22 protein-coding genes and 3 tRNA genes are annotated in these 23,517 nt (G+C 76.4%); 14 read left to right on the top strand and 11 right to left on the bottom strand.

The genetic code is table 11. The features are described from left to right. Positions 1 to 29 precede the first annotated feature (29 nt). Entirely contained in the window at positions 30 to 1,622 is a 1,593-nt protein-coding gene (locus AC2TDM_RS02805; protein ID WP_090033193.1) for a phytoene desaturase family protein, read from the bottom strand. A gap of 195 nt (positions 1,623 to 1,817) precedes the next feature. On the opposite strand from AC2TDM_RS02805, the gene AC2TDM_RS02800 reads away from it, so the two are divergent. Next, a complete protein-coding gene (locus AC2TDM_RS02800; RefSeq protein ID WP_484635754.1) occupies positions 1,818 to 3,332 on the top strand; it encodes an AAA family ATPase in 1,515 nt (504 codons plus the stop codon). 87 nt (positions 3,333 to 3,419) lie between these two features. Here AC2TDM_RS02800 and AC2TDM_RS02795 read toward each other — a convergent pair whose 3' ends face one another. Both AC2TDM_RS02795 and AC2TDM_RS02790 read right to left on the bottom strand, forming a co-directional pair. Further along, the gene (locus AC2TDM_RS02795; RefSeq protein ID WP_373308396.1) at positions 3,420 to 4,481 is read right to left on the bottom strand and encodes a cation diffusion facilitator family transporter; all 1,062 of its coding nucleotides are present in this window, start codon (positions 4,479 to 4,481) and stop codon (positions 3,420 to 3,422) included. A 76-nt stretch (positions 4,482 to 4,557) separates the two neighbouring features. Further along, positions 4,558 to 4,908 (bottom strand): metallopeptidase family protein, encoded by a 351-nt coding sequence (locus AC2TDM_RS02790; RefSeq protein WP_175499515.1) that lies wholly within the window; start codon positions 4,906 to 4,908, stop codon positions 4,558 to 4,560. Between the two features lie 166 nt (positions 4,909 to 5,074). Between AC2TDM_RS02790 and AC2TDM_RS02785 the strand changes: the two genes are divergently transcribed. The 3 genes from AC2TDM_RS02785 (at position 5,075) to AC2TDM_RS02775 (ending at position 5,384) form a co-directional block, all read left to right on the top strand. Next, a tRNA-Glu gene (locus AC2TDM_RS02785) sits at positions 5,075 to 5,147 on the top strand. A gap of 56 nt (positions 5,148 to 5,203) precedes the next feature. Then, positions 5,204 to 5,277 (top strand) — tRNA-Asp (locus tag AC2TDM_RS02780). A 34-nt stretch (positions 5,278 to 5,311) separates the two neighbouring features. After that, a tRNA-Phe gene (locus tag AC2TDM_RS02775) sits at positions 5,312 to 5,384 on the top strand. A gap of 40 nt (positions 5,385 to 5,424) precedes the next feature. On the opposite strand, the gene AC2TDM_RS02770 is transcribed toward AC2TDM_RS02775, so the two are convergent. Then, positions 5,425 to 6,729: a M20/M25/M40 family metallo-hydrolase gene (locus AC2TDM_RS02770; protein ID WP_090033190.1), complete on the bottom strand. Its 1,305-nt coding sequence runs from the start codon at positions 6,727 to 6,729 to the stop codon at positions 5,425 to 5,427. A gap of 119 nt (positions 6,730 to 6,848) precedes the next feature. Here AC2TDM_RS02770 and AC2TDM_RS02765 point away from each other — a divergent pair, with 119 nt between their 5' ends. The 6 genes from AC2TDM_RS02765 to AC2TDM_RS02740 all read left to right on the top strand — a co-directional run bounded on the left by AC2TDM_RS02765 (position 6,849) and on the right by AC2TDM_RS02740 (position 11,380). Then, positions 6,849 to 7,637, top strand: coding sequence for a GNAT family N-acetyltransferase (locus AC2TDM_RS02765; RefSeq protein WP_484635753.1), 789 nt, complete (start codon positions 6,849 to 6,851; stop codon positions 7,635 to 7,637). Next, on the top strand, positions 7,634 to 8,356 hold the full coding sequence (locus AC2TDM_RS02760) for a MurR/RpiR family transcriptional regulator (protein WP_090033186.1): 723 nt from the start codon (positions 7,634 to 7,636) through the stop codon (positions 8,354 to 8,356). Before AC2TDM_RS02765 ends, AC2TDM_RS02760 begins: the two co-directional genes overlap by 4 nt. Further along, the gene (gene menC / locus AC2TDM_RS02755) at positions 8,353 to 9,519 is read left to right on the top strand and encodes an o-succinylbenzoate synthase (RefSeq protein ID WP_090033185.1); all 1,167 of its coding nucleotides are present in this window, start codon (positions 8,353 to 8,355) and stop codon (positions 9,517 to 9,519) included. Before AC2TDM_RS02760 ends, menC begins: the two co-directional genes overlap by 4 nt. Next, positions 9,516 to 10,466 carry an aminotransferase class IV gene (locus tag AC2TDM_RS02750; RefSeq protein ID WP_239078680.1) on the top strand — a complete coding sequence of 317 codons (951 nt, stop codon included), beginning with the start codon at positions 9,516 to 9,518 and terminating at the stop codon, positions 10,464 to 10,466. Before menC ends, AC2TDM_RS02750 begins: the two co-directional genes overlap by 4 nt. A 198-nt stretch (positions 10,467 to 10,664) precedes the next feature. Beyond that, positions 10,665 to 11,096, top strand: a complete 432-nt coding sequence (locus AC2TDM_RS02745; RefSeq protein ID WP_090033183.1) for a phage holin family protein — start codon at positions 10,665 to 10,667, stop codon at positions 11,094 to 11,096. Continuing rightward, positions 11,096 to 11,380 (top strand): DUF3618 domain-containing protein, encoded by a 285-nt coding sequence (locus tag AC2TDM_RS02740; RefSeq protein ID WP_090033181.1) that lies wholly within the window; start codon positions 11,096 to 11,098, stop codon positions 11,378 to 11,380. The genes AC2TDM_RS02745 and AC2TDM_RS02740 overlap by 1 nt, the downstream gene beginning before the upstream one ends. Positions 11,381 to 11,500: 120 nt before the next feature. Here the strand turns inward: AC2TDM_RS02740 and AC2TDM_RS02735 are convergent, their stop codons facing one another. After that, entirely contained in the window at positions 11,501 to 11,707 is a 207-nt protein-coding gene (locus AC2TDM_RS02735; RefSeq protein ID WP_090033180.1) for a BldC family transcriptional regulator, read from the bottom strand. Positions 11,708 to 12,189: 482 nt separating this feature from the next. Between AC2TDM_RS02735 and AC2TDM_RS02730 the strand changes: the two genes are divergently transcribed. Continuing rightward, positions 12,190 to 12,399 (top strand): DUF3073 domain-containing protein, encoded by a 210-nt coding sequence (locus AC2TDM_RS02730; RefSeq protein ID WP_090033179.1) that lies wholly within the window; start codon positions 12,190 to 12,192, stop codon positions 12,397 to 12,399. 142 nt (positions 12,400 to 12,541) lie between these two features. Here AC2TDM_RS02730 and purM read toward each other — a convergent pair whose 3' ends face one another. The 5 genes from purM to rsgA all read right to left on the bottom strand — a co-directional run bounded on the left by purM (position 12,542) and on the right by rsgA (position 17,450). Next, on the bottom strand, positions 12,542 to 13,675 hold the full coding sequence (gene purM, locus AC2TDM_RS02725; protein WP_484635752.1) for a phosphoribosylformylglycinamidine cyclo-ligase: 1,134 nt from the start codon (positions 13,673 to 13,675) through the stop codon (positions 12,542 to 12,544). Beyond that, a complete protein-coding gene (purF, locus tag AC2TDM_RS02720) occupies positions 13,672 to 15,219 on the bottom strand; it encodes an amidophosphoribosyltransferase (protein ID WP_090033176.1) in 1,548 nt (515 codons plus the stop codon). Before purF ends, purM begins: the two co-directional genes overlap by 4 nt. A 111-nt stretch (positions 15,220 to 15,330) precedes the next feature. Then, positions 15,331 to 15,819 (bottom strand): histidine kinase, encoded by a 489-nt coding sequence (locus AC2TDM_RS02715; RefSeq protein WP_239078679.1) that lies wholly within the window; start codon positions 15,817 to 15,819, stop codon positions 15,331 to 15,333. A gap of 9 nt (positions 15,820 to 15,828) precedes the next feature. Beyond that, entirely contained in the window at positions 15,829 to 16,212 is a 384-nt protein-coding gene (locus AC2TDM_RS02710) for a sterol carrier family protein (RefSeq protein WP_090033259.1), read from the bottom strand. A gap of 71 nt (positions 16,213 to 16,283) precedes the next feature. After that, positions 16,284 to 17,450 carry a ribosome small subunit-dependent GTPase A gene (gene rsgA, locus AC2TDM_RS02705; RefSeq protein ID WP_484635751.1) on the bottom strand — a complete coding sequence of 389 codons (1,167 nt, stop codon included), beginning with the start codon at positions 17,448 to 17,450 and terminating at the stop codon, positions 16,284 to 16,286. A 163-nt stretch (positions 17,451 to 17,613) separates the two neighbouring features. Here rsgA and AC2TDM_RS02700 point away from each other — a divergent pair, with 163 nt between their 5' ends. Then, positions 17,614 to 18,459 (top strand): alpha/beta fold hydrolase, encoded by an 846-nt coding sequence (locus AC2TDM_RS02700; protein ID WP_239078678.1) that lies wholly within the window; start codon positions 17,614 to 17,616, stop codon positions 18,457 to 18,459. Between the two features lie 22 nt (positions 18,460 to 18,481). Further along, the gene (locus tag AC2TDM_RS02695; RefSeq protein ID WP_484635750.1) at positions 18,482 to 20,728 is read left to right on the top strand and encodes an EAL domain-containing protein; all 2,247 of its coding nucleotides are present in this window, start codon (positions 18,482 to 18,484) and stop codon (positions 20,726 to 20,728) included. Here AC2TDM_RS02695 and AC2TDM_RS02690 read toward each other — a convergent pair. Continuing rightward, positions 20,718 to 22,142 (bottom strand): cytochrome P450, encoded by a 1,425-nt coding sequence (locus AC2TDM_RS02690; RefSeq protein WP_484635749.1) that lies wholly within the window; start codon positions 22,140 to 22,142, stop codon positions 20,718 to 20,720. The genes AC2TDM_RS02695 and AC2TDM_RS02690 overlap by 11 nt on opposite strands. A 225-nt stretch (positions 22,143 to 22,367) precedes the next feature. Here AC2TDM_RS02690 and AC2TDM_RS02685 point away from each other — a divergent pair, with 225 nt between their 5' ends. After that, positions 22,368 to 23,444 (top strand): ABC transporter substrate-binding protein, encoded by a 1,077-nt coding sequence (locus AC2TDM_RS02685; RefSeq protein WP_090033256.1) that lies wholly within the window; start codon positions 22,368 to 22,370, stop codon positions 23,442 to 23,444. Positions 23,445 to 23,517: the final 73 nt, after the last annotated feature.

The raw sequence follows: 23,517 nt of genomic DNA, 5'->3' as shown, positions 1-23,517 counted from the left end.
ACGCCCGGCCGGCCCGTGATCCGCCCGCCTCAGGGCCGGTCCAGCACCCGCTCCCAGGCCGTGCGCACGAGCGCCGCGCGCGCCCCGCCGAGCAGCCCCTGCTGGTTCAGCGCGGCTCGCGCGGCGTTCCAGCCGCACGCCCCGTGCACGCCACCCCCGGGGTGCGCCGACGCGCTGGCCAGGAACAGCCCACGCACCGGCGTCTCGGGCCGTCCGAGCCCCGTCGTCGGACGGAAGACGAGCTGCTGGTGCAGCGACGCCGTGCCGCCGTTGAGCGACCCGTTCTCGAGATTCGCGTCGTGCTCCTCGAGCGCGTCGGGGCTCTGCACGTGCCGCGCCACGACGGCGTCCCCGAACCCCGGCGCCGTCCGCTCGAGCGCCGCCTCCACGCGCTCCACCTCAGCCGCGGTGGCCGCGGCGTCCCAGGTGCCCCCGTGCGGCAGGTGCGTGTACGCCCACACGGACTCGGTCCCGGCGGGCGACCGCGTCGGGTCGGCGGTGGTCATCTGCCCGACGAGCAGGAACGGCCGCTCCGGCGGCCGACCCGTCGACAGGTCGGCCGCGTAGTCGACGAACCCGTCCATGTCGACGCCGAGGTGCACCGTCCCCGCACCCGCGGCCTGCGGCGACCGCCACGGGATCGGCCGGTCGAGCGCCCAGTTCACCTTGAACGTCGGGTGGTCCCACTGGAAGCGGGCGACGTCGCGCTTCAGCCGCTCGGGCAGGTGCCGGTCCTCGACGAGCCGGCCGTACAGCGACGGCGCCGTCACGTCGGCGAGCACCGCCCGCCGCGCGGCGATGCGCTCGCCCCCGGCCGTCTCGACGCCGATCGCCCGGCCGCCGCGCACGTGCACCCGCACCACGCGCTCGCCGGTCCGCACCGAGCCGCTGCCCGCGCGTACCCGACGCGCCAGCGCGTCGGCGAGGCTGCCGGCGCCGTGCTCGGGCACGGGGAAGCCGACGTCCTGGCCGAGCATCGCCAGCAGCCACCCGAACAGGCCCGACCCCGCGGCGTCCGGCGGGATGTCCGCGTGCATCGCGTTGCCGGTCAGCAGCAGCCCGCCGCCCTGACCCCGGAAGCTCTCGTCCGCCAGCCGCCGGACCGGCAGCAGCGCCAGGCGCGCCAGGTCGAGCGCCCCGCCCACGCCGGTGCGGCCGAGGATGCGCGCGACCGCCTTCACCGGCGGGATCGGCGTGAACAGCGCGTCGAGCAGCGGGTCCCGCACCCGGTCCCACTGCTCGACGAGGTCCAGCCACGCCTGCCCGTCGCCGTCCCCCCAGCCCTCGAGGCCGGCCGCCGTGTCGCTCGCCTCCTGGTGCAGCACGGCCGTGCGGCCGTCGTCCAGCGCGTGCGCCAGCACGTCCGGCGCGTGCACCCAGCGCAGCCCGTGGTCCTCCAGGTGCAGCCCCCGCACGATCGGCGAGGCCGCCGCCAGCGGGTAGAAGGCGCTGAACAGGTCCGTCCGGTAGCCCGGCGCCAGCACCTCGGCCGTCCGCACGGCACCGCCCACCTCGGGCTGCGCCTCGAGCACGAGGACGTCCCACCCCGCGTCCACGAGCGCGTTCGCGGCGACGAGGCCGTTCGGCCCCGCCCCGATGACCACGGCGTCGACCGTCTGCACCGCACACCCCTCACCGCGCCCGGCTCGGCTCCCGCGCGCACGGCCCCCACGCTCGCACGCCGCGCCCCGCGCCGCCCCTCGTCGGGCGCGCCGCCGGGGACGCCGGGGCGGCTGCCGGGGCTGGGGACGGCTCGTCGTCCACCGGTGCCCTCCCGACCGGCCCCGCCGGACCGCCCGCGCCCCTACTCTCCGGGCATGGACGCCTCCCCGCCCGACGACTGGTCCCCCGTCCCGGGCGCCCCTGCCGCCGCCCGGTCCCTCCCGGCGTCCGACGAGCAGGTGAATGCCGACGCGGACGGCACGAAGGGCTTCGTCCGGGCGTTCCGCGCCTTCCTCGACGAGGTCGTCGCCAAGGAACGCACGACCGCGGAGGACCACGGGCCCCAGATCGGCGAGGTCGTGCGCGAGCACCTCGGCTCGGCGGCCACGGTGACGCCGCTCGTCGTGCGCGAGGAGATCCCCGGGCACGCCCTCGTCGACCTCGACATCGCGCTCGAGGTGCTGGCTGAGCGCGGCGGCGGCGAGCGCGTGGTGGGCGTCGGCGGCGGGGACCAGGCGCACCACCAGTCGTTCGGCGACCTGCTCACCCGCGGCTACGGCTTCTACGGCACCGGTCCGGTGGACCGCGTGAACCTCCCGACGGGTCCGGACACCACCCGCCGGGTCATCGCGTTCGGCGTGCGGCTCCTGACGTTCCGCGGGCAGCCGCTGGCGGTCCTGCAGCGCGCAGCCCGGCCGCAGTACGGGAGGGATTCAGCCCTCGAGGTCGCGTGCCTCGACGAGGACCTCGCCCCGGCGTTCATCGACGAGGTCCGGCGGCTCATGCTCGAGCGCAGCGTCCTGCGCGGGCAGGTCGTGTCGTTCTCCGGCTCGCCGTTCGAGCCGCACAGCAACGGCGGCATCACCTTCGTCGCCCGCCCCGACGTGGGCGAGGCGGACGTCGTCCTGCCGCCCGGGGCGCTGGAGCGGATCCGTCGGCACGTCATCGGCATCGGCCGGCAGCGCGAGCAGCTCGTCGCCGCCGGGCAGCACCTCAAGCGCGGCGTGCTGCTCTACGGGCCGCCGGGCACGGGCAAGACGCACACGGTCCGGCACCTCGTCGCCAGCGCGCCCGGCACCACCGTCGTCCTGCTGTCGGGCGCGTCCCTCGCCTACGTCACGACCGCCGCCCAGCTCGCGCGGGCGACGCAGCCCGCGGTCGTCGTGCTCGAGGACTGCGACCTCGTCGCCGAGGACCGCGGGATGTCGCCGGGTGAGCGCCCGCTGCTCTTCCAGCTGCTCGACGCGATGGACGGGCTCGACGGCGACGCCGACGTCACCTTCCTGCTCACGACGAACCGCGCCGACCTGCTCGAGCGGGCGCTGGCCGAGCGGCCGGGCCGCGTCGACCTCGCCGTCGAGGTGCCGCTGCCGGACCTCGAGGCGCGGCGGCAGCTCCTGCGCCTGTACGCCCGCGACCTCCCGCTCTCGGACGCCGCGCTCGACGACGCCGCCGCCCGCAGCGCGGGGGTGACGGCCTCCTTCACGAAGGAGCTGCTGCGCCGCGCGGTGCTCGTCGCTGCGACGGACGGACGCCCGGTGCAGGACGCGGACCTGGCGGAGGCACTCGACGAGCTGCTGTCGGACGCCGAGCAGCTCACGCGCTCGCTCCTGGGCAGCGGCGGCCCCGGTACGCCCGACGAGGGGCCGTCGCCCGGCGCAGACCACTGACGCCTGCACGGGCGGGCGATGCCGGCCCGCCGCGTCGGCCGCTCAGATGTGCGCGTGCCACACGTGCGCGTGCCACATGTGCGCGTGTCACACGTGCGCGTGCCGCTCCGTGCCCGTCGTCGCCGGCGGCTCGAGCTGGAAGGTGCAGTGGTCGACGTCGAAGTGGCCGACGAGGCACCCGCGCAGGTCGGCGAGGACCTGCGCGGCCCGGCCGGAGCGGAACGTCTCGTCGGACACCTCCACGTGCGCCGACAGCACGGGTACGCCCGACGTGATGGTCCACGCGTGCAGGTCGTGCACGCCCGTCACCCCCGGCACGCCGGCCATGTGGCGTCGCACCTGCTCCAGGTCGACGCCCTGAGGCGTGCTCTCCAGCAGCACCGCGCCGACCTCCCGCAGCAGCACGACGGCCCGCGGCAGCACCAGCAGCCCGACGAGGACCGACGCGACGCCGTCGGCGCGCACGAACCCCGTGACGGCGACGACGAGCGCGGCGGCGACCACGGCCGCCGAGCCGACGAGGTCGCCCAGCACCTCCAGGTAGGCCCCACGGAGGTTGAGCGACTCGCGCTGCCCCCGGTGCAGCACGGCCAGCCCGATCGCGTTGGCGACGAGGCCGACCACCGCGAAGGCCAGCATGAGCCGCGCGTCCAGCGGCTGCGGCTCGACGAGGCGCCGCACGCCGCCGACCAGCACGAGCACCCCCACGACCGCGACGACGAGACCGTTGGCCAGCGCCGCGAGGATCTCCGCCCGCTGCCAGCCGAACGTGCGCGCGGCGCTGGCCGGCCGGGCGGCCAGCGCCGTCGCGAAGAGGGCCAGGGCGACGCCGGCCGAGTCCGTGAGCATGTGCCCCGCGTCCGCGAGCAGCGCGAAGGACCCCGACAGCACGCCGCCGACGACCTCCGCCACCATGACGACGAGCGTGAGGACGAGCACGCCGACGAGCCGCCCGCGGTGTGCCTGCGCCGCGGTCGCGCCGTGCGCGTGGCCGGATCCGTGGCCGGGTCCGTGCGCGTGGCAGTGACCGCGCCCGTGGGAGTGGCCGCGCCCCTGGGTGTGCGCGTGCGTCCCCGGCCCGTGCGCCTCGTCGGGCACCGGGTGCGGTCCGGGGTCCCCGCACCCGGGCGGCGGCGCGACGGTCGTCACGCGACCAGGGTAGCGACGGGCACCCGCACGCCCGCTGCGTCCCGCACGGCTGCCCTCAGGACCGGCGCGGGACCCGTCAGCCCCAGCCCAGGGCGTGCAGCCGCTCGTCGTCGATGCCGAAGTGGTGGGCGATCTCGTGCACCACGGTGATCGCCACCTCCTCGACGACCTCGTCGCGGTCCTCGCACATCCGCAGGGTCGGGCCGCGGAAGACGGTGATGCGGTCCGGCAGCGACCCGGCGGCCCACCAGCCGTCGCGCTCGGTGAGGGGCGTGCCCTCGTAGAGCCCGAGCAGGTCCGGGTCCTCGGCGTCCGCCGGCGGCTCGTCCTCCACGAGCACCACGACGTTGTCCATCAGCCGCGCGAGCTCCGCCGGCACCTGGTCGAGCCCGTCGCGGACGGCGTCGTCGAACTCCTCGTCGGACATCTCCACCACCGACCCATCCTCCCCCGTCGTCGCCATCCGCACGCCGGTCGTCGGGCCGTGGTCGGCCCCCGTCACCCTGCTGCCGGAGGCCGGTTTGGGGATCCGGCCCGGGCGTGCGTATGCTCATCCCCGGTTCCGACGCCTCGTCGTGCGGGGCGGTGATCCCGCCCTCATCGTCTAGCGGCCTAGGACCCCGCCCTTTCACGGCGGTAGCACGGGTTCGAATCCCGTTGGGGGTACGAGCAGCACCAGCAGTTCCGCAGGTCAGCACCACCAGTACCAGGTCTCACCACGAGGCCCCGTAGCGCAGTTGGTTAGCGCGCCGCCCTGTCACGGCGGAGGTCGCGGGTTCAAGTCCCGTCGGGGTCGCTCCACCACCCGGTCCCCTGGACCAGGTGACCACGGCTCTGTAGCTCAGTTGGTAGAGCGCACGACTGAAAATCGTGAGGTCACCGGATCGACACCGGTCGGAGCCACATCGAGACCCCCCGGGCCACGCCCGGGGGGTCTCCTGCATCACAGGGTGTGCAGCAGCACCGCGACGAGGCGGACCCGGTCCAGCAGCGACGTCACCCGCAGGTGCTCGGTCACCGCGTGCGCGCCGCCGCCGGCCGGGCCGAGGCCGTCCAGGGTCGGCAGCCCGAGGGCGCCCGTGCCGTTCGTGTCCGCGGCTCCCGGCGCCGGCCGCGCCTCCACCGCCACCCCGACCGCCGCGCCCGCCGCGCGCACCGCCGCGAGCAGCCCCGCCGACGCGGCCCCGGGCGCCCACGTCGGCCGATGGGACAGCACCTCGGCGGCGACCGTGGCCCCCTCGCGCACCGGCACGAGCGCCTCGAGGTACCCGAGCACCTCCCGCTCGACGTCCGCGTCCCCGAACCGCAGCCCCAGCAGCGCCTCGGCCCGGGCGGGCACCACATTGGCGCGCCCCCCGCCGGACACGCCACCGGCGTTCACCAGCAGGGTCCCGGGATGCTCCGTCGCGACGGCCGCGAGCCGCTGCCGGACGGCCAGGAGCTGGTCGACGAGCTCGTCGACCGCGTTCACGCCCTTCTCCGGGTCGACGGCCGCGTGCGCCTCCCGCCCGGTGACCACCAGGCGCACCCGCGTGCTGCCCAGGCGCGCGTCCTTGAGGGCGCCGTCGGCGTGCGGCGCCTCGAACCCCAGCACCGCGGCGCAGCCCTCCGCCGCCTCCGTGACGACGGCGGCGCCCGTCGACGACCCCACCTCCTCGTCGGCGACGACGACGAGCCGTGCCGGCCGCCGGTCGAGCCCCGCCTCGGCGAGCACCGCGAGCGCGGTGAGGGCCACGACGAGCCCGCTCTTCATGTCGAAGGCACCCGGCCCGGCGAGCACGTCCCCCTCCTCACGCCAGGGGACGTCGCCGTCCAGCGTCCCGACGGGCCACACGGTGTCGGCGTGGCCGACCAGCAGCACGGGCGGCAGCGCACCCGCGGCCCCGTGGCCGGGGACGTCGACGACGAGGTGCGGGCCGCCGGCGGACGGCACGGTCCGGCACCGGGCGCCGGGCAGCGTGGCGGCGGTCGCGGTCAGCAGGGCGACGACCTCGCCGACTGCGGTGGCGTCGCCCGTGGGGGACTCGAGGTGGACCAGCGCGCGCAGCAGCGCGACGGCCTCGTCCGCCCGCGCGAGGACCCCGGCGTCCACGGCGGCGACGGCGCCCCGGGCAGGCGGTCGCGGGCCGGGCAGGCCTCCTGGCGACCCACCACTCGCGCCGTGGGCCGGACCCCCGGCAGGGCCCTCGCCCGGACGGTCCCCCGGACGCTCGAGCGGACGGTCGGACGCGGTGCCGTCGTCGGTCATGCGGCGAGCATACGCGGCAGGTCCCGCTCGGAACGGGGACGCCAGACGGGCGTCCGCGTGCAGCACCGATCCCCGCCCACGATGGTGACACCGCAAGATACGTTCCCTATGATCGCGGCGTGACCCAGTCCCCGGTCGGCACCCCCGACGTCGTCGTCGACCACCTGCGCACCGCCGCGGAGCTCGACGAGGCCTCGCACCTGTACCGGGCGGTGTTCGGCTACGACGGGTCCGAGAGCGGCCTCAACCGCCGCCTGCTCCTGGCCCTCGCCGCCAACGGGGGCGCGGCGCTCGGCGCCCGGACGACGGACGGCCGCCTCGTCGCCTTCGGGTACGGGTTCCCCGGGTGGGACGGCTCCCGCGCCTGGTTCTACTCGCAGGCCGTCGTCGTCGCCGCGGACGCGCAGGGCCTCGGGCTGGGCCGCCGGCTGAAGCACGCGCAGCGGCTGGCGGCGCTCGAGCGGGGCTTCACGACGATGCGGTGGTCCTTCGACCCGCTCTACGCCCGCAACGCGCACCTCAACCTCGACGTGCTCGGCGCCGTCGGCCGCTGGCTGCACCGCGACCTGTACGCCGACGGCGACTCCGACCGCCTCGTCGTCGAGTGGGACCTGACGCGGGACCGGGAGCAGGACCCCGCGGACCGCCCCGCGCCCCCCGCCCCGTGGGAGGCCAGCGGCCCGGCGGACTGGGGCCGGGTCCTGCGGCACCCGACGCTGCCGGGCGTGGCGGCGGTCCCGTTCCCGGCGACGCTCCAGGTGGGCTCCGGCGACCGGGCGGCCGCCCGCGCGACGGGCGCCCGCGTGGAGGACGCGCTGGCCGGGCTGCTCGACGAGGGCCTCGCCGCCGTCTCCTGCGTGCGGCTCGACGCGGGGACCGCCGTGTACGTCTGCGAGGCGGGCCGGTGACGGGCGCGGCGGACGCGCACGCCGAGCACCGACGGCTCAGCAGCCCGTCCGCGCGCTTCGGTGCGCGCGCGCAGGGCCGCGCCTCGGCGGCCGTGCTCCAGGCCCGTCTCGTCGAGCAGGAGTCGCGCACGCTCGCGGCGACCCTCGCGCGGCACACCGCGTCGGGCGAGGTGCTGCGCGCGGCGGCCCTCGTCGTCGGCGCCCGGCGACGGTTCGTCACGGGCGCCGGCAAGTCCTTCGCGTACGCGACGCTGCTGGCCGCGGACCTGTCGGCGGCGCTGTCGCAGGTGACGCTCGTCGACGACACCATCGTCGGCGCGCTCGACGTGCTCACCGAGGTGCGGGACACCGACGTGCTCGTCGCCTTCTCGTTCCGGCGCTACCGGCGCACGACGCTCGGGATCGCGGAGCAGTTCGTCGCCGGCGGTGGCACGCTCGTCGCCGTGACGGACGACGAGAGGGCGCCGCTGGCACGGCACGCCGCCGTCACGGTGGTCGTCGGCACCGACTCCGCCTCCTGGGCCGACTCCCCCACCGCCGTCGCGGCCACCGTCCACCTGCTGGGGGCGCTCACCACCGCCAGCGCGAAGGGTGCCCGCCGTCGCCTGGCCGACCGCGACCGCATCAGCGGTGCCCTGGGCGTGTACGTCGCGGCCGACGAGCACACGGGGCGCACCCCGCAGCACGAGACGGACACCACCCGGAGGGGGACGCGATGAGGGTCGTCGAGGCGACGGCGACGGTGGTGCGCCTGCCCCTGGTGCACGCCTTCACGACGAGCTCGCACGCGAAGAGCTGGCTGCAGCACGTCCTCGTCGAGCTCGTCGCGGAGGACGGCACGGTCGGCTGGGGCGAGATCGCCTCCCCGTCGGGCCCGTTCTACTCCTCGGAGACGGTCGGCACGACGCTGCTCGTCGCGCGCGAGCACCTGCTGCCCGCGCTCCTGCGCGCGGAGTGGGAGCACCCGCGCGAGGCCACGGAGGCGTGGCGCAAGGTCCGCGGGCACGAGTTCGCCAAGGCCGGCGTCGACGCCGCGTGCTGGACGCTCTGGGCGCAGGCGCAGGGCGTCCCGCTCGCCACGGCGCTCGGCGGCACGCGCACGGAGGTGCCCGTGGGGGTCTCGCTGGGGATCGAGCCGACGGTCGACGCGCTGCTGGAGCAGGTGCAGCTCCAGGTCGACGCCGGCTACGGCCGCGTGAAGCTCAAGATCGCGCCGGGCTGGGACGCGGAGCCGGTGGCGGCCGTGCGCGCGGCCTTTCCCGACCACGACCTGCACGTCGACGCGAACGGCGCCTACCCGGCGACGGACGAGGCGTTCGCGGTGCTCGCGGGCCTCGACCGGTACGGGCTGACGATGGTCGAGCAGCCCTTCGGGCCGCGCGACTTCCTCTCGCACGCGGCCCTGGCCGAGCGGATGGACACGCCCGTCTGCCTCGACGAGTCCGTGGTGGCGCTCGACGACCTGCGCACCATGCTGGCGCTGCGGGCGGGGAGCATCCTCAACATCAAGGTCTCCCGGATGGGCGGGCTGACGCCGGCGCTGGCCGCTCACGACCTGGCGCGCGAGCACGACGTGCCCGTGTGGTGCGGCGGCATGCACGAGTTCGGCGTCGGACGTGCCGCGAACCTCGCGCTGTCGAGCCTGCCCGGGTTCTCGCTGCCGTCCGACGTCTCGGGCTCCGGCAAGTACTACGCACGGGACGTCGTCGTGCCGCCCGTCGTCTCCCGCGACGGGGTCACGGCGGTCCCCACCGGTCCCGGCCTCGGCTTCGACGTCGACCGCGACTGGGTCATCGCCAACGCCCAGTCCTCCACCACCTTCCGGCTCGACGGCGGCGACGTCGTCGAGGTCCCCTCCGGCACCCGCACCCAGGGAGCGTGACCGTGCCCGTCCTCCTCCTCGTCGACGCCCTGCCCCCGCTGGGCGGGGCGCCCGCCGGCACCCCGGCTCCCGGCGTCACGACTGCCACGACCGCGCCCGACGACGACGCCCGCATCCGCGCGGTCGACCCCGCGGCGCCGCACGTGACCGTGCTGGACCTCGGGGTCACCCGCGGCGACGGCATCTTCGAGTCCTTCGGCGTCGTCGAGGGCGCGGTGCAGGCGCTCGAGCCGCACCTGGTCCGGCTCGCCCGGTCCGCAACGCTGCTCGACCTGCCCGCGCTCGACCTCGACGTGCTCCGCACCGCCGTCCTGCGCTCGGTCGAGCTGCACGAGCCCCTGCCGGAGCTGCTGTGCAAGCTCGTCGTCACCCGCGGGGTCGAGGGCGCCACGGACGCGCACGGCCGCCCGGCCGTCACGGCGTGGGTCTACACGGACCCGGGGGCGGACTTCCGGCGCGAGCGCACGGAGGGCGTCGACGTCGTCACGCTCGACCGCGGGTACCGGCACGACGTCGCGCAGACCTCGCCGTGGCTGCTGCAGGGTGCGAAGACGCTCAGCTACGCGGTCAACAAGGCGGTGTACCGCGAGGCGGCTCGGCGCGGCGCGCAGGACGTCGTGCTCGTGTCATCCGACGGGTTCGTCCTCGAGGGGCCGACGTCCACGCTCGTCGCCCGGTACGGCGACCGGGTCGTCACGCCGGCGACCGACCAGGGCATCCTCGCCGGGACGACGCAGGCGGCCGCCTTCGCGTGGTTCGCCGCGCAGGGGCTGACCACCGCGGAGGTGCAGCTCACCGTCGAGCGGCTGCGGGAGGCGGACGGCCTCTGGCTGCTGTCGAGCGGTCGGCAGTCCGTGCCGATCCGCTCGCTGGACGGCACGTCCGTGCCGGTCGACGACACGACGACCGCCGGCCTCCTGACCCACCTGCTGGGCCGGCGCTCCTGACGACCGCGGCCCGCGTCGCGTCCCCCGTCCCGGAGCCTCGCGCGTCCCCCGGCACCACGACACCGGTGTGACGTGCGCGGGACCAGCGGGTCCGGTCCGGGTTCGTCTCGCGTCGGGACCGGCGGACCGACAGACTGTGCCGATGCACCCCGTGGGGCCCCGCGCCCCACGGCCACTGCCGTCGACGAAGGGTCCTCCATGAGCACGAGCACGAGTGCGGGCACGAGCGCGGGCACGAGCGCCGGCACCACCGGGCGGTCGCTCGGCCAGCTGGTCAGCGACCTCAGCGAGCAGGGGGCGCGCCTCGTGCGCGCCGAGATCGACCTGGCCAAGGCCGAGCTCGTCGAGAAGACGAAGTCCCTGGGCCTCGGCGCCGGGCTGCTCATCGGCGCCGCGGTGGTGGCCGCCTACCTCGGCATCGCCGTGCTGGCGCTCGTGGTCATCGTGCTCGACCTGTTCCTGCCGCTGTGGCTTGCCGCGCTGATCGTCGTCGTCGTGCTCACCGTCGTCGTCGCCGTGCTCGCCCTGCTCGGCAAGAAGCGGCTGGACGCGGGGTCCCCGCCGAAGCCGACCCGTGCCACCGAGAACGTCCACGAGGACGTCACCGCCGTGAAGGAGGCCATCGGCTGATGAGCGACAAGAACGGGACCTTCGCCACGCCGCGCACGGTCGCGCTCGAGGCGGAGCTGGCCGCCACGCGTCGGCAGCTCGCCGAGACCGTCGACGAGCTGACGGACCGCCTCGACCCGAAGGCCAACGCCACGCGCGCGGTCGAGAGCGGCCGCAAGCTCGTCCAGGACGCCGTCGGCTCGGACGCGCCGCCGCAGGACCGCAACCGCGCCCGCATGGTGCTGGGGGGCGTCGTCGGCGCCCTCGCGCTCGTGGTGACGATCGCGGTCCGCCGCCGGCACTGACGGATGCGCTGACGGATGCGCTGACGGATGCGCTGACGGATGCGCTGACACGACGACGCCGCCGTGGCCCGTGGGCTGCGGCGGCGTCCTCTACCTGCGCTCGGGTCGCTGCGGGCCGGATCAGCTCGTCTGGACCCGCGGCGAGGGCAGGCCGTCGAGCAGTCGACGGACCTCCGACTCGCGGTAGCGGCGGTGGCCGCCGAGCGTGCGGATCGAGGAGAGCTTGCCCGCCTTGGCCCAGCGCGTGACCGTCTTCGGGTCGACGCGGAACATGCTGGCCACCTCGGACGGTGTCAGCAGCGTCTCCGACTCTGACTGCAGTGCCATGACACACCTCCAGGCCCTCGTGCGGGACGACGACCTCCCCCTGCGGATGGCGTCCTCCGCCCCATGACGGAGATCGTCCCAGTGCGGACAATCTACGCCGATGCCCCACGTCCGGCGATCGCCGGGGTCACGTGCTGGACGGGTCCGGATCAGGCGCACCACAGGTCCAGGTGAACGTCGGGTCATGCGACGACCACCCCTCGCCATGCCCGTCACCCGCCCGCGCCGGACGCCGGGGCGTGCGCGGTCGCGGCCCTCGACCAGCGACGACGTCGCAGGCGGCGGTCGTGACGTCACCGTCGGGCCGGCGGCAGGGGACGTGTCGCGGGCCACACCGCGGCGGGCGTCCCACTCCTCGTCCGCGGTGGTCGAGAGGGCGTCGCACCATGTAGCGTGTCGCTCCGACACAACGAACCGGCATCAGGGGCCGCCCGTGCACGACACGGAGCCGCCCCACACTCACGTAAGAGGGGGTCGATGCCATGGGGCGCGGCCGTCAGAAGGCGAAGCAGACCAAGGTCGCTCGCGAGCTCAAGTACTACAGCCCGGAGACGAACTACCGGGCGCTGGAGCAGGAGCTCGGGGCCGTCGGCCACCGTGACCCCGCTCCCGAGCGGAGCCGCGGGGCCGTGGACACCACGGATCGCCCCTCGGACTGGGACCGCTGGTCGGACGACGACGACGATCGCTGACCTCGTCGTCCGCCGTCGGCGCACCCGCTGACCGTCACCGGCCGGCCGCCCGCAGGGGTGGCCGGCCGGTGCGCGTCCGGGACCAGCGCGGCACGGGCTGCGCGCGGGGGACCAGCACGGACAGGGCGCCGGCGCCGGGGCGTCAGCAGCGGTAGGACCCGTGCAGCAGCACGGCCCCGCCGTCGACGCCCTTCGTCCCGGCGACGAGCCCGGGCCGGGTCGCGTCGTCGTCGGTCAGCGCCCGGACCGTGCCGAGCTCCCACGCCGTCAGGCCGAGCCGCCGCGCGTGCGCCGTGACGGCGTCGGCGGCCTCGGGCGCGACGACGGCGACCATGCCCACGCCGAGGTTGAGCGTCCGCTCGAGGTCCCTCCACGGCACGCCGCCGAGCTCCTGCACCAGCGAGAACACCGCCGGCACCGCCCAGCCGCCGCGGTCGACGTCCGCGACCAGCCCCGTCGGCAGCACGCGCGCGACGTTGGCCGCCAGGCCGCCGCCGGTCACGTGGCTGAAGGCGTGGACGGCGCCCGGGCCTGCCTCGGCGACGAGCGCGAGGCAGTCGGCGGCGTACACGCGCGTCGGCTCCAGCAGCTCCTCGCCCAGCGTCCGGCCCAGCTCGTCGACGTGCCGCTCGAGGCCCCAGCCGGATCGCGCGACGACCGCGCGCACGAGCGAGTACCCGTTGGCGTGCAGGCCGGACGACCCGAGGGCGACGAGGACGTCCCCCGCGCGGACCCGGTCCGGGCCCAGCAGCGCGTCGGCCTCCACCACCCCGGTGGCGGCGCCCGCGACGTCGTACTCGTCGGGCGCCATGAGGCTGGGGTGCTCCGCGGTCTCCCCGCCGACGAGGGCCGTGCCGGCCACCGCGCACGCGGCCGCGATGCCGCGCACGACGTCGGCGATGCGCTCGGGGACCACCCGTCCGCAGGCGATGTAGTCCGTCATGAACAGCGGCGCGGCGCCCACGACGACGATGTCGTCGACGACCATGCCGACGAGGTCGAAGCCGATGGTGTCGTGGCGGTCGAGCGCCTGCGCGATGGCCACCTTCGTCCCGACGCCGTCGGTGGAGGTCGCCAGCAGCGGGCGGCGGTACGCGGTGAGCGCGGAGGCGTCCCAGAGCCCTGCGAAACCGCCGACGCCGCCCAGCACCTGCGGCCCGTGCGTGGCGCGCACCGCCGCCTTCATCAGCTCGACGGCGGTGTCCCCCGCCTCGGTGTCGACGCCGGCGGCCGCGTAGGTCAGCCCGCCGCCCGTCGCCGCCGCGCCCGCGCTCACGGGTGCTCCAGCGCCGACGCGCCACCGGCGCCCGGCAGGATCGACAGCAGCCCGTCCTCGGGCGCACCGAGCGGCAGCGCGTCCTGCTCCAGCAGGTGCTTGCTGAGCCGGTCGGTGGGCGGCAGCTCGATGGGGTAGACCCCGGTGAAGCACGCGGCGCAGAGCTGGCTCGCAGGCTGCTCCGTCGCGGCCACCATGCCGTCGACGGAGATGTACCCCAGGGAGTCGGCGCCCAGCGAGGCACCGATCTCGGCCACGGCCAGCCCGTTGGCGATGAGCTCGGCGCGGGAGGCGAAGTCGATGCCGTAGAAGCACGGCCACTTCACGGGCGGCGACGAGATGCGCACGTGCACCTCCGCCGCCCCGGCCTCGCGCAGCATCCGGACCAGCGCGCGCTGCGTGTTGCCGCGGACGATGGAGTCGTCGACCACGACGAGCCGCTTGCCGCGGATGACGTCGCGCAGCGGGTTGAGCTTGAGGCGGATGCCGAGCTGACGCAGGGTCTGCGACGGCTGGATGAAGGTGCGGCCGACGTAGGAGTTCTTCGTCAGGCCCTGGCCGAAGGGGATGCCCGACTCCGTCGCGAAGCCGATGGCCGCCGGCGTGCCCGACTCCGGCACGGGGATGACGAGGTCCGCCTCGACGGGGTGCTCCTGCGCCAGGCGCCGGCCCATGGCGACGCGGGCGGCGTGCACGGACCGGCCCGCGATCGCCGTGTCGGGGCGGGCCAGGTACACGTACTCGAAGACGCACCCGGCACGGGCCGCGGGGGCGAACCGCGTCGACCGCAGCCCGTCGCCGTCGATCGCCAGGAACTCGCCCGGCTCCACCTCGCGGACGAAGGACGCGCCGACGATGTCGAGGGCCGGCGTCTCGGAGGCGACCACCCAGCCGCGCTCGAGCCGGCCCAGCACGAGCGGCCGCACCCCCTGCGGGTCCCGCGCCGCGTACAGCGTGTGCTCGTCCATGAACACGAGGCTGAACGCGCCGCGCAGCCGCGGCAGGACCTCGAGCGCCGTGGCCTCGAGCGTGTGGTCGGGGTCCCCGGCGAGCAGCGCGGTGATGAGCGCGGTGTCGGTGGTGTTGCCGCGCGCGAGCTCCCCGCGGCGCTGCTGGCCGTACCGCTCGGCGACGAGGTCGACGAGCTCGGCCGTGTTCGTGAGGTTGCCGTTGTGACCGAGGGCCACCGTGCCGCCGGCGGTCGCGCCGAGCGTGGGCTGCGCGTTCTCCCACGTGGAGCCGCCGGTCGTCGAGTACCGCGCGTGGCCGATCGCGATGTGGCCCTGCAGCGCGTTGAGTGCCGTCTCGTCGAAGACCTGCGAGACCAGGCCCATGTCCTTGTAGACCAGCAGGTGCTCGCCGTCGGAGGTGGCGATGCCCGCCGACTCCTGGCCGCGGTGCTGGATCGCGTAGATGCCGAAGTAGGCGAGCTTGGCGACCTCCTCCCCCGGCGCCCAGACCCCGAAGACGCCGCACGCGTCCTGGGGGCCCTTCTCACCGGGGAGCAGCTCGTGGTTCAGACGTCCGTCTGCGCGAAGGGCCACGACGCCATGGTGGCACAGGACCTCCGACCCTGGCCGCGCGGTCCGGCCCTGGTCGGGCCTGGTCTGGCCTGGTCGAACCAGGTCGTGCCCGGGTCCGGTCCCGCTGAGGCCTCAGCGCCGACGGCCGCCCCGCCGCGCCCCGGGACGTGACGGCCGGCTCGCCCGGCGGTCGGCGATCGTCGCGACGAGCATGCCGACGAGGAGCCCCAGCCCCGCCCCCGTGAGCACGAGGTAGGTCCGGGCGGCGTCGTCGCCCTCCAGCAGCGGGATGAAGCCGCTGCCCGCCGCGGCGCCGCCGCCGTCGCCGAACGCGGAGAGGACGAGCCCGAGCACCGCGCCGGCCAGGGTCCCGGCGACGAGGAACGCCGACAGCTTCGGGGCGCGTCGCACCCGGGCCGGCCGCGCGGTGCGCAGCAGCTCCTCCTCGCTCGGCACGCCGTCGGGATCGGCGGCCGCGGCGTCGGCGACCGTGGCGTCGGCGGCTGTGGCGTCGGCGGCCGTGGCGTCGGCAGCCGTGGCGTCGGCAGCCGTGACGTCGGCAGCCGTGACGTCGACGTCGTCGGGGCGGTCGGCGGGACGGTCGTCGGGGTCGGTCGGCACGCGGCGATCCTAGGAGGGGCGTCGACGCGTGGCCTGCAGGGGCAGCCAGGCGCTCAGGTCCGCCCGCTCCCCCGACGCCCGGACGCGGCCCGCACCGACGGCCTCGGCCCACGAGGTGATCCCCGTCGCGAGCTCGAGCCACGTGCGCGGGTCGGTCTCGACGACGTTGGGCGGCGTCCCGCGGGTGTGCCGCGGGCCCTCGACGGCCTGGACGGCGCCGTCCGGCGGCACGCGCACCTCGACGGCGTTCCCGGGAGCGACCTCGGCCAGCTCCTCCAGCGTGAAGCGGACCGCGGTGCGCCGGGCGGGGACGGGCACGTCGTCGGGGCCGGTGCGCCAGACGTCGAGCGCCGCGCGGCCGTCGACGGGAGCGGTCCGACGACGAGGGGGCACGGCACCCACTCTGCCCGAGCCCCGGACCGTCCGCGCACCGGGCGGTCCGCGCACCGGACGGCTCGCCGCGCTCAGGGCCGCTGCACGCCCCCGCCGCCGCGCACCGCCCGGTGGTACGCGACGGTCCTGGCCTTGAGCCGCGCCTTCTCCGCCGCGGCGGCGGCAGCGTCCGCGCGACGGGCCTGGTGCGCCGCCTCCCGCGCCAGACGTCGCCAGCTCTCGAGCCGGCGGGGGTCGAGCTCCCCGTCCGCCACGGCGGCCGCCACCGCGCACCCGGGCTCGCCCGCGTGCGCGCAGTCCCGGAAGCGGCACGCGCCGGCGAGGTCCGCCACGTCGGCGAAGGCCCGGTCGAGCGACGCCTCGTCGGCGACGAGGCCCACGCCCCAGATGCCGGGCGTGTCCACGAGGGCCGCGCCGCCCGGCAGCGGGACGAGCCGGCGGTGGGTCGTCGTGTGCCGGCCCCGCCCGTCGGCCCGGCGCTCGCCCGTCGTCATCACCTCGGCCCCCGCCAGCGCGTTGACCAGCGTCGACTTGCCCGCGCCCGACGGCCCGACGAGGACGACCGTCGTCCCCGGCCCCAGCAGCGCCCGCACGGGCCCGAGCCCCGTGCCGGTCGCGGCGCTCACCACGTGGAGGTCGACGCCGACGGCGACGCGCGCGACGTCCGCCGCCATGCCGTCGGGGTCGGGCACGAGGTCGGCCTTCGTCAGCACGACGACCGGCCTCGCCCCGGACCGCCAGGCGAGCGTCAGCAGCCGCTCCACGCGTCCGGGTGCCGGGTCGGGGTCGAGGTGCTCGACGACGAGGACGACGTCCACGCCGGCGGCGAGCACCTGCTCCCGCGAGGACCGGTCGGCGCCGTCGCGGACGAGCGCGGTCCGACGCGGCAGCAGGCCGCCGACCGCGAGGACGCCGCCCCGCTCGACGAGGACCACGCGGTCCCCGACCGCCGGCACGAGCCGCGCGGGCGCCTCGCTCCCGTCGGCCGCGTGCTCGGGCCCGTGGTCGGCCCCGTCGTCGGCCCCGTCGCCAGGTCCGCCGCCGACGAGCGCGGCCAGCCCGTCCCGGTCCAGCACCGCGCGCAGGGGCGGCGCGTCGAGCCTCTCGTCGGGCACGACGAGGAGCGCGCCGTGGTCGGCCCGCACGACGCGGTGGACACCGGGAGCGGCACCCGTGCCGGAGGAGGCGCCGGTGTCGGGGACCGCCGTCGCGGCGCCGGCGGGGAGGGGCGGGGTCATGACGGCGACGCTAGGAGCGCCGGCCGGTCCCGGGCCACGGGATTTTCCCCCGCCCCGGCGGGCCCGCGCCCGCCACGGCGGCGCCCGCTCCTGGCACACTGCGACCCACGGACGTCCGCCGGGAACGCAACCGACCGGGCCGTCGCGAGGGGAGGGCGGGGCGATGACGCCGACGCAGGGCGCGCAGCTGGTGCCGGACGAGGCGGCCCGGGTCCTGGCGCGCCACAACGTGCACGTGCACGGACCGGTGACCGCGCGCCCCATGGTGTTCGCGCACGGGTTCGGCTGCGACCAGAGCATGTGGCGGTTCGTGGCGCCGGCCTTCGAGGCCGACCACCGGGTCGTCCTGCTCGACCACGTCGGCGCCGGCGGGTCCGACCTGTCCGCCTACGACGAGGCGCGGTACGACAGCCTCGACGGCTACGCCGACGACCTCGTCGAGCTGTGCACGGCCCTCGACCTGCAGGACGCGGTGGTCGTGGCGCACTCCGTGTCGTCGATGATCGCCGTCATCGCCGCCGCGCGGACCACCCGGATCGGCGCCCTCGTGCTCGTCGGGCCGTCCCCGCGGTACGTCGACGACCCGTCCACCGGCTACACGGGCGGCTTCAGCCGCGCGGACATCGACGGCCTGCTCGAGACGATGTCCGGCAACTACCTCGGCTGGGCGGGGACGATGGGTCCGCTCGTCATGGGCAACCCCGACCGCCCGCAGCTCGCCCGCGAGCTGACCGAGAGCTTCTGCCGGACGGAGCCGACGATCGCCCGGCAGTTCGCCGAGGTGACCTTCCTGTCGGACAACCGCGACGACCTGGCGGCGGTGCGCGTGCCGACCCTCGTCGTGCAGGCGACGCGCGACGCCATCGCCCCGGTCGAGGTGGGCCGCTACGTGCACGAGCACGTCGTCGGCAGCCGGCTGGCGATGGTCGAGACGACGGGGCACTGCCCTCACCTCAGCGCGCCGGAGCAGACCGTCGCCGCCGTGCGGGGCTTCCTGGCCGAGCTGTGAGCGCACGCGCCGTGGGCGCCCCGTGACGGCCCGTGACGTCCCGGTCGAGGAGGACCCCGACGACCTGTACGAGCACGCGCCCTGCGCGTACGTCTCGACGGACCTGGCGGGCCGCGTCGTGCGCGTCAACGCGACGTTCCTCGCGTGGACGGGGCTGGACCGGGCGCAGGTGGTCGGGGAGCCGCTGGTCGACCTGCTGACGCCGGGCTCGCGCGCGTGGGCGGACACGCACCTCCTGCCGCTGGTGCAGGTGGGCGGCGCGGCGCCGGCGATGGCCCTCGACCTGCGCCGCGCGGACGGGGAGGCGCTGCCCGTCCTCGTCAGCACCCGGGTGGTCACCGACGGCGAGGGCGAGCCCGTCCTCGTCCGCAGCTCCATGTTCGACGCCTCCGAGCGCCGCTCCTACGAGCGCGACCTCGTGCGGGCGCGCTCCGCCGCCGAGGCCTCCGGGCGGCAGCTGCGCGTGCTCAACGCGGCCGTCAGCGCCTTCGCGGCGGCCGAGGACCACGACGCCGTCGCGGCCGCGCTGGTCGCGGCCGTGCGGGCCGTCGCGCCCGTCACGGCGGTGGCGGTGTGGCTGCACGACGAGGGCACCGGGAGGCTGCACCTGCGCAGGGTCGAGGGTCCCCACGTCCTGGCGCCCGCCGTGCTCACGCCCGACGACGACGTCCCCGCGGCCCTCGCGCTCGCCACGGCGAGCCCCGTCGTCCTCCTCGCCCCCGAGGACGTCGCCGACCGACCCGCCATGGCGGCGGCCCTCCGGCACGCGCGCCTCGCGTCGGCGGTCGCGCACCCCGTCCTCGTCGACGGGCGCGTGGCCGGGGTCTACCAGGCGGTGCACCGGCGCATGCGGTCCTTCCCCGAGCAGCAGGCGGAGACCCACCGCGGTCTCGTCGACCAGGCCGCGATCGCGCTGCACCGCGCCGAGCTCCGGGAGCGGCTGCGGCACGCCGCCCTGCACGACCCGCTGACCGGCGCCGGGAACCGCGCGCTCTTCGACGAGCGGCTGGCGTCCGGGCTCGACGACGCCCGCCGCACGGGCCGGCCCCTGGCGCTGCTCGTGCTGGACCTCGACGAGTTCAAGGCCGTCAACGACCGGCTCGGCCACCACGCCGGCGACGAGCTGCTCGTCCTCGTGGCGGGCCGGCTGCGGGCGCACGTCCGGCCGCAGGACGTGGTCGTCCGGCTCGGCGGCGACGAGTTCGCCGTCCTGTGCCCGGACGCCGACGAGGACCTGGCGTCCCGGCTGGCCCAGGGCCTCGTCGACCTCGTCGGCGCGCCCGCGATCCTCACGGGCGGCACGGTGCAGACCAGCTGCACGGTCGGCGCGGCGGTGTGCCGGCCCGACGCCACCACGGCACCGGACGCCCTGCAGCACGCGGCCGACGTCGCGCTCTACCGCGCGAAGGCCACCGGCCGGAACCGCCACCGGCTGCACGACGCCGCCCTGCAGGCCGAGCTCGCCGCGCGCGAGCACCGGGAGCGCCAGCTCCGCCGGGCGCTGGTCACGGGCGCCGTCGTGCCGTGGTTCCAGCCCGTCTACGACCTCGCGACCGGGCGGATGGTCGGCACGGAGGCCCTGTGCCGCCTGCACGACGACGACGGCACCGTCCTGCTGCCGGGCCAGTTCCTCGACGTGGCCGCCGAGCGCGGCCTCATGGTGCCGCTGGGCCAGCAGATGCTGCAGCGCGCGTGCGAGGAGGCGGTGGGCTGGGACGCGCTGGGGTTCGGGCACCTCACGGTGGCGGTGAACGTCGCTGCCGAGCAGACGACCCGGCCCGTCTTCGCCGAGCGCGTCCTGCGGGTGCTCGCGACGACGGGCCTGGCGCCCGCCCGCCTGCACCTCGAGCTGACCGAGTCCGCGCTGCTCGAGGCCTCCGGGACCACCCTCGACAACCTCCGGGCGCTGCGCGAGGCCGGGGTCGGGATCACGCTCGACGACTTCGGCACGCAGTACGCGTCCCTGCGCTACGTGCAGCAGTTCCCGGTGACGGCCCTCAAGATCGACCGCAGCTTCGTCGCCGGGATCCCGGACAACGTCACCGAGACGGCGATCGTGCGCGCCGTGGTCACCCTGTCCCGGGAGCTCGGCGTCGGCTGCGTGGCCGAGGGCATCGAGACCGCCGGCCAGCAGGACGTGCTGCGGGACCTCGGGGTGCTCGGGCAGGGCTTCCGCCTCGCGCGGCCGCAGCCCGCCGCGGCGCTGCGCGAGCTGCTCCGCACGGCCCCGGACGTCGACCCGGCGGGCGGGCCGGCCGTCAGCGGCTGACGTCCCGGGGTCGCACCGCGAACCGCAGCGTGAACGGGTCCAGCGAGCCCGGCAGCGGCCCGTCCGGCGCCAGGCGCGGCCGCCCGAGCAGCTCGACGTCGTGCCCCCGGACGAGGCGCCCGAGGAACGTGCTCGTCGTCTCCAGCACGAGGTTGCGCCCGGGGCACGCGGCGGGCCCGGCGCTGAACGGGACGAGGGGCCACTCCCCGGCGACCGCGCCGCCGGCGCGCTCGTCCCACAGGCGGGGGTCGAAGGCGTCGGCCTGCGGCAGGTGCTCCGCGTCGCGGTGGAAGAACGGCGCGTAGGTGAGGATGCTCGTCGCCTCCGGCATGGGGCCGCCCTCCCAGCGCGTCCGCTCGACCGACTCCCGCAGCACCGCGGGCGTCGTCGGCCACAGCCGCAGCGACTCCAGCAGCGTGGCGCGCAGCAGCGGCAGGTCCTGGGGCACGGCGAGGTCGCGGCCGGCCACCTCCCCCTGCACGCGGGCGGCGTGGGCGGGGTGCGTCGCGACCAGCGCCAGCGCGCGGATCCCCGACCACGCCGCGGCGTCGAACGCGAAGAGCCACTGGACGACCTGCTGCACCACGTCCGTGCCGGGCTCCACCGGCACGCGCGCCGCGTGGGCCGCGAGGCTCCCGGGCTCCGCGCGCTCGAGGTGCTCCCCCAGGCGCGACCAGAACCGGCGCTGCAGCGCCCGGCGGCGCGGCCGCAGGAACGCCCAGTTGCCGGCCGCGCGCAGGCGGCGCAGGTCGTCCGTCAGGTCGGTGTCGTCGGCCGCACCTTCACCCAGCACGAGCCGACGCACCGCGCGGTACCAGTGCGCGACGTAGGCGTCCCAGTCGAGCTCCCCCCTCGCGGCGGCGTCGGCCAGGAGCCCGTCCGCCTCGTCGACGACCGCGCGGACCAGCGGGGCCGCGCCGTGGTGGACGGGGCTGGCGCTGTCGAGGACGGTGTCGTGGAACGGCCGGCGCCGGGCGCGCTCCTCGGCGGAGGAGATCAGCACGTTGTGCGGCTCGAGGTGCCCGAGCGCCGCGCGCTTCTCCTTCGTCGCCGCCGTGAACGGCACCGGGGTGCCGTCGAGCACGCGGTGCACGTGCTGGGGCGCGAGGAGCACGACCATCCGCCGCCCGGGCAGCCGCAGCCGGAGCGGGCCCTCGCCGTGCCGGTGCCGCAGCCGCTGCAGCAGCCGCACCGCGCGGGCGTCGGCGTCGAACCGCTCCGCGAGCGCCTCGGCCGCCGGCCGTCGGACGATCACGCCCCGTGCCAGCAGCGGCACCACGAGCCCGCCCAGCACCTGCAGGGTCTCGCCCGGCGTGGCGCGGGGCAGCACGCGCGGGCGTGCGTCGGTCCCGTGCGCGTCCGTCGGGTGCGCGACGGTCGCGTGGGCGTCGGTCGGGTGCGCGGTGTCGGTCATGGTCCTCCTCGGCCGGGGCGGCATCACCACCCTGCGGCCCGGCGCCGCCGCGCGCGCGCCGGGACGGCGTTGACACCCCGGACACAACGCCGAGACCGGCCCGACACGCGCGGCCCCTACCGTCGCCGTCGTCCTGCCGCCACCCGTCCCGCGTCGCCCCGTGCGCCGCCGGGGTGGCCGCCGCCCCCGTGCGCGACGCGCGCGCACGTCCGAGACGGAGTGCCGATGCCCCTCCCCCGCCCGACCCGCCGCCGTCACCGCCTCGCCGCTGCCGCCGCCGTCCTCGCGCTCGCCCTCACCGCCTGCTCGTCGTCCGACGAGGGGGACGGCGCGGCGCCGGCCGCCGACGGGTCGTCGGGGCCGGCCGACCTCGGGCCGCTGACCGTGCAGCTGTCGTGGATCAAGAACGCCGAGTTCGCCGGCGAGTTCTTCGCGGACAGCAAGGGCTACTACACCGACGCCGGGTTCAGCGAGGTGACCCTCAACGCCGGGCCGGGCGCGACCGAGTCGATCGTCCTGTCGGGCGGGGCGGACTTCGGGCTGTCCAACGCGGTCTCCGTCGGGCAGGTCGTCGCCGAGGAGGAGGCGCCGCTCAAGATCGTCGGCACCACCTTCCAGAAGAACCCCTTCACCATCCTGTCGCTGGCCGACGCGGGCGACATCGCGACGCCGGAGGACCTCGTCGGCAAGCGCATCGGCGTGCAGGCCGGCCCCAACGAGGCGCTGTTCGACGCGCTGCTGGCGGTCAACGACATCGACCCCGCGGACGTGACGAAGGTGCCGGTCGAGTACGACCCGTCGCCGCTGGTCAACGGCGAGGTCGACGGGTTCCTCGCCTACGTGACCAACGAGGCGATCACCGTGGAGTCCGAGGGGCACACGGTGACGAACCTGCTGTTCGCCGACAACGGCCTGCCGTTCGTCGCGGAGTCCGTCGTCACGACGGACCAGATGATCGCGGAGAGTCCCGAGAAGGTGAAGGCGTTCCTCGAGGCGGAGATCCGTGGCTGGAAGGACGCGGTCGCCGACCCGGAGGAGGGCGCGCGCCTGGCGGTCGAGGAGTACGGCACGGACCTCGACCTGGACCTCGCCAAGGAGGTCCAGCAGGCGACGATCCAGGCCGAGACGCTCATCGTCACGGAGGAGACGGACGCCAACGGGCTGTTCACCATCTCCGACGACCTGATCGAGCAGAACCTGGCGACGCTCGCGGCCGCGGGGATCGACGTCGAGGCGGACGACCTGTTCGACCTGAGCCTGCTGACCGAGCTGCTCGAGGAGCAGCCCGAGCTGGCGCAGTGACGGGGCCGGTCTCGGGGCCGGTCTCGGGGCCGGTCTCGGGGCCGGTCTCGGGGCCGGTCGCGGGCCCGGGCCT

The organism is Cellulomonas sp. plas2, assembly GCF_057221735.1.
This window is presented reverse-complemented; position numbering and strand designations above follow the sequence as displayed.

What these genes read in the sequence shown, in the direction of transcription:
- AC2TDM_RS02800 (WP_484635754.1), top strand. Translation starts at nt 1,818, where the DNA reads ATGGACGCCTCCCCGCCCGACGACTGGTCCCCCGTCCCGGGCGCCCCT.
- AC2TDM_RS02790 (WP_175499515.1), bottom strand. Translation starts at nt 4,908, where the DNA reads ATGTCCGACGAGGAGTTCGACGACGCCGTCCGCGACGGGCTCGACCAG.
- AC2TDM_RS02770 (WP_090033190.1), bottom strand. Translation starts at nt 6,729, where the DNA reads ATGACCGACGACGGCACCGCGTCCGACCGTCCGCTCGAGCGTCCGGGG.
- menC (WP_090033185.1), top strand. Translation starts at nt 8,353, where the DNA reads ATGAGGGTCGTCGAGGCGACGGCGACGGTGGTGCGCCTGCCCCTGGTG.
- AC2TDM_RS02745 (WP_090033183.1), top strand. Translation starts at nt 10,665, where the DNA reads ATGAGCACGAGCACGAGTGCGGGCACGAGCGCGGGCACGAGCGCCGGC.
- AC2TDM_RS02740 (WP_090033181.1), top strand. Translation starts at nt 11,096, where the DNA reads ATGAGCGACAAGAACGGGACCTTCGCCACGCCGCGCACGGTCGCGCTC.
- AC2TDM_RS02735 (WP_090033180.1), bottom strand. Translation starts at nt 11,707, where the DNA reads ATGGCACTGCAGTCAGAGTCGGAGACGCTGCTGACACCGTCCGAGGTG.
- AC2TDM_RS02730 (WP_090033179.1), top strand. Translation starts at nt 12,190, where the DNA reads ATGGGGCGCGGCCGTCAGAAGGCGAAGCAGACCAAGGTCGCTCGCGAG.
- rsgA (WP_484635751.1), bottom strand. Translation starts at nt 17,450, where the DNA reads ATGACCCCGCCCCTCCCCGCCGGCGCCGCGACGGCGGTCCCCGACACC.
- AC2TDM_RS02700 (WP_239078678.1), top strand. Translation starts at nt 17,614, where the DNA reads ATGACGCCGACGCAGGGCGCGCAGCTGGTGCCGGACGAGGCGGCCCGG.
- AC2TDM_RS02690 (WP_484635749.1), bottom strand. Translation starts at nt 22,142, where the DNA reads ATGACCGACACCGCGCACCCGACCGACGCCCACGCGACCGTCGCGCAC.
- AC2TDM_RS02685 (WP_090033256.1), top strand. Translation starts at nt 22,368, where the DNA reads ATGCCCCTCCCCCGCCCGACCCGCCGCCGTCACCGCCTCGCCGCTGCC.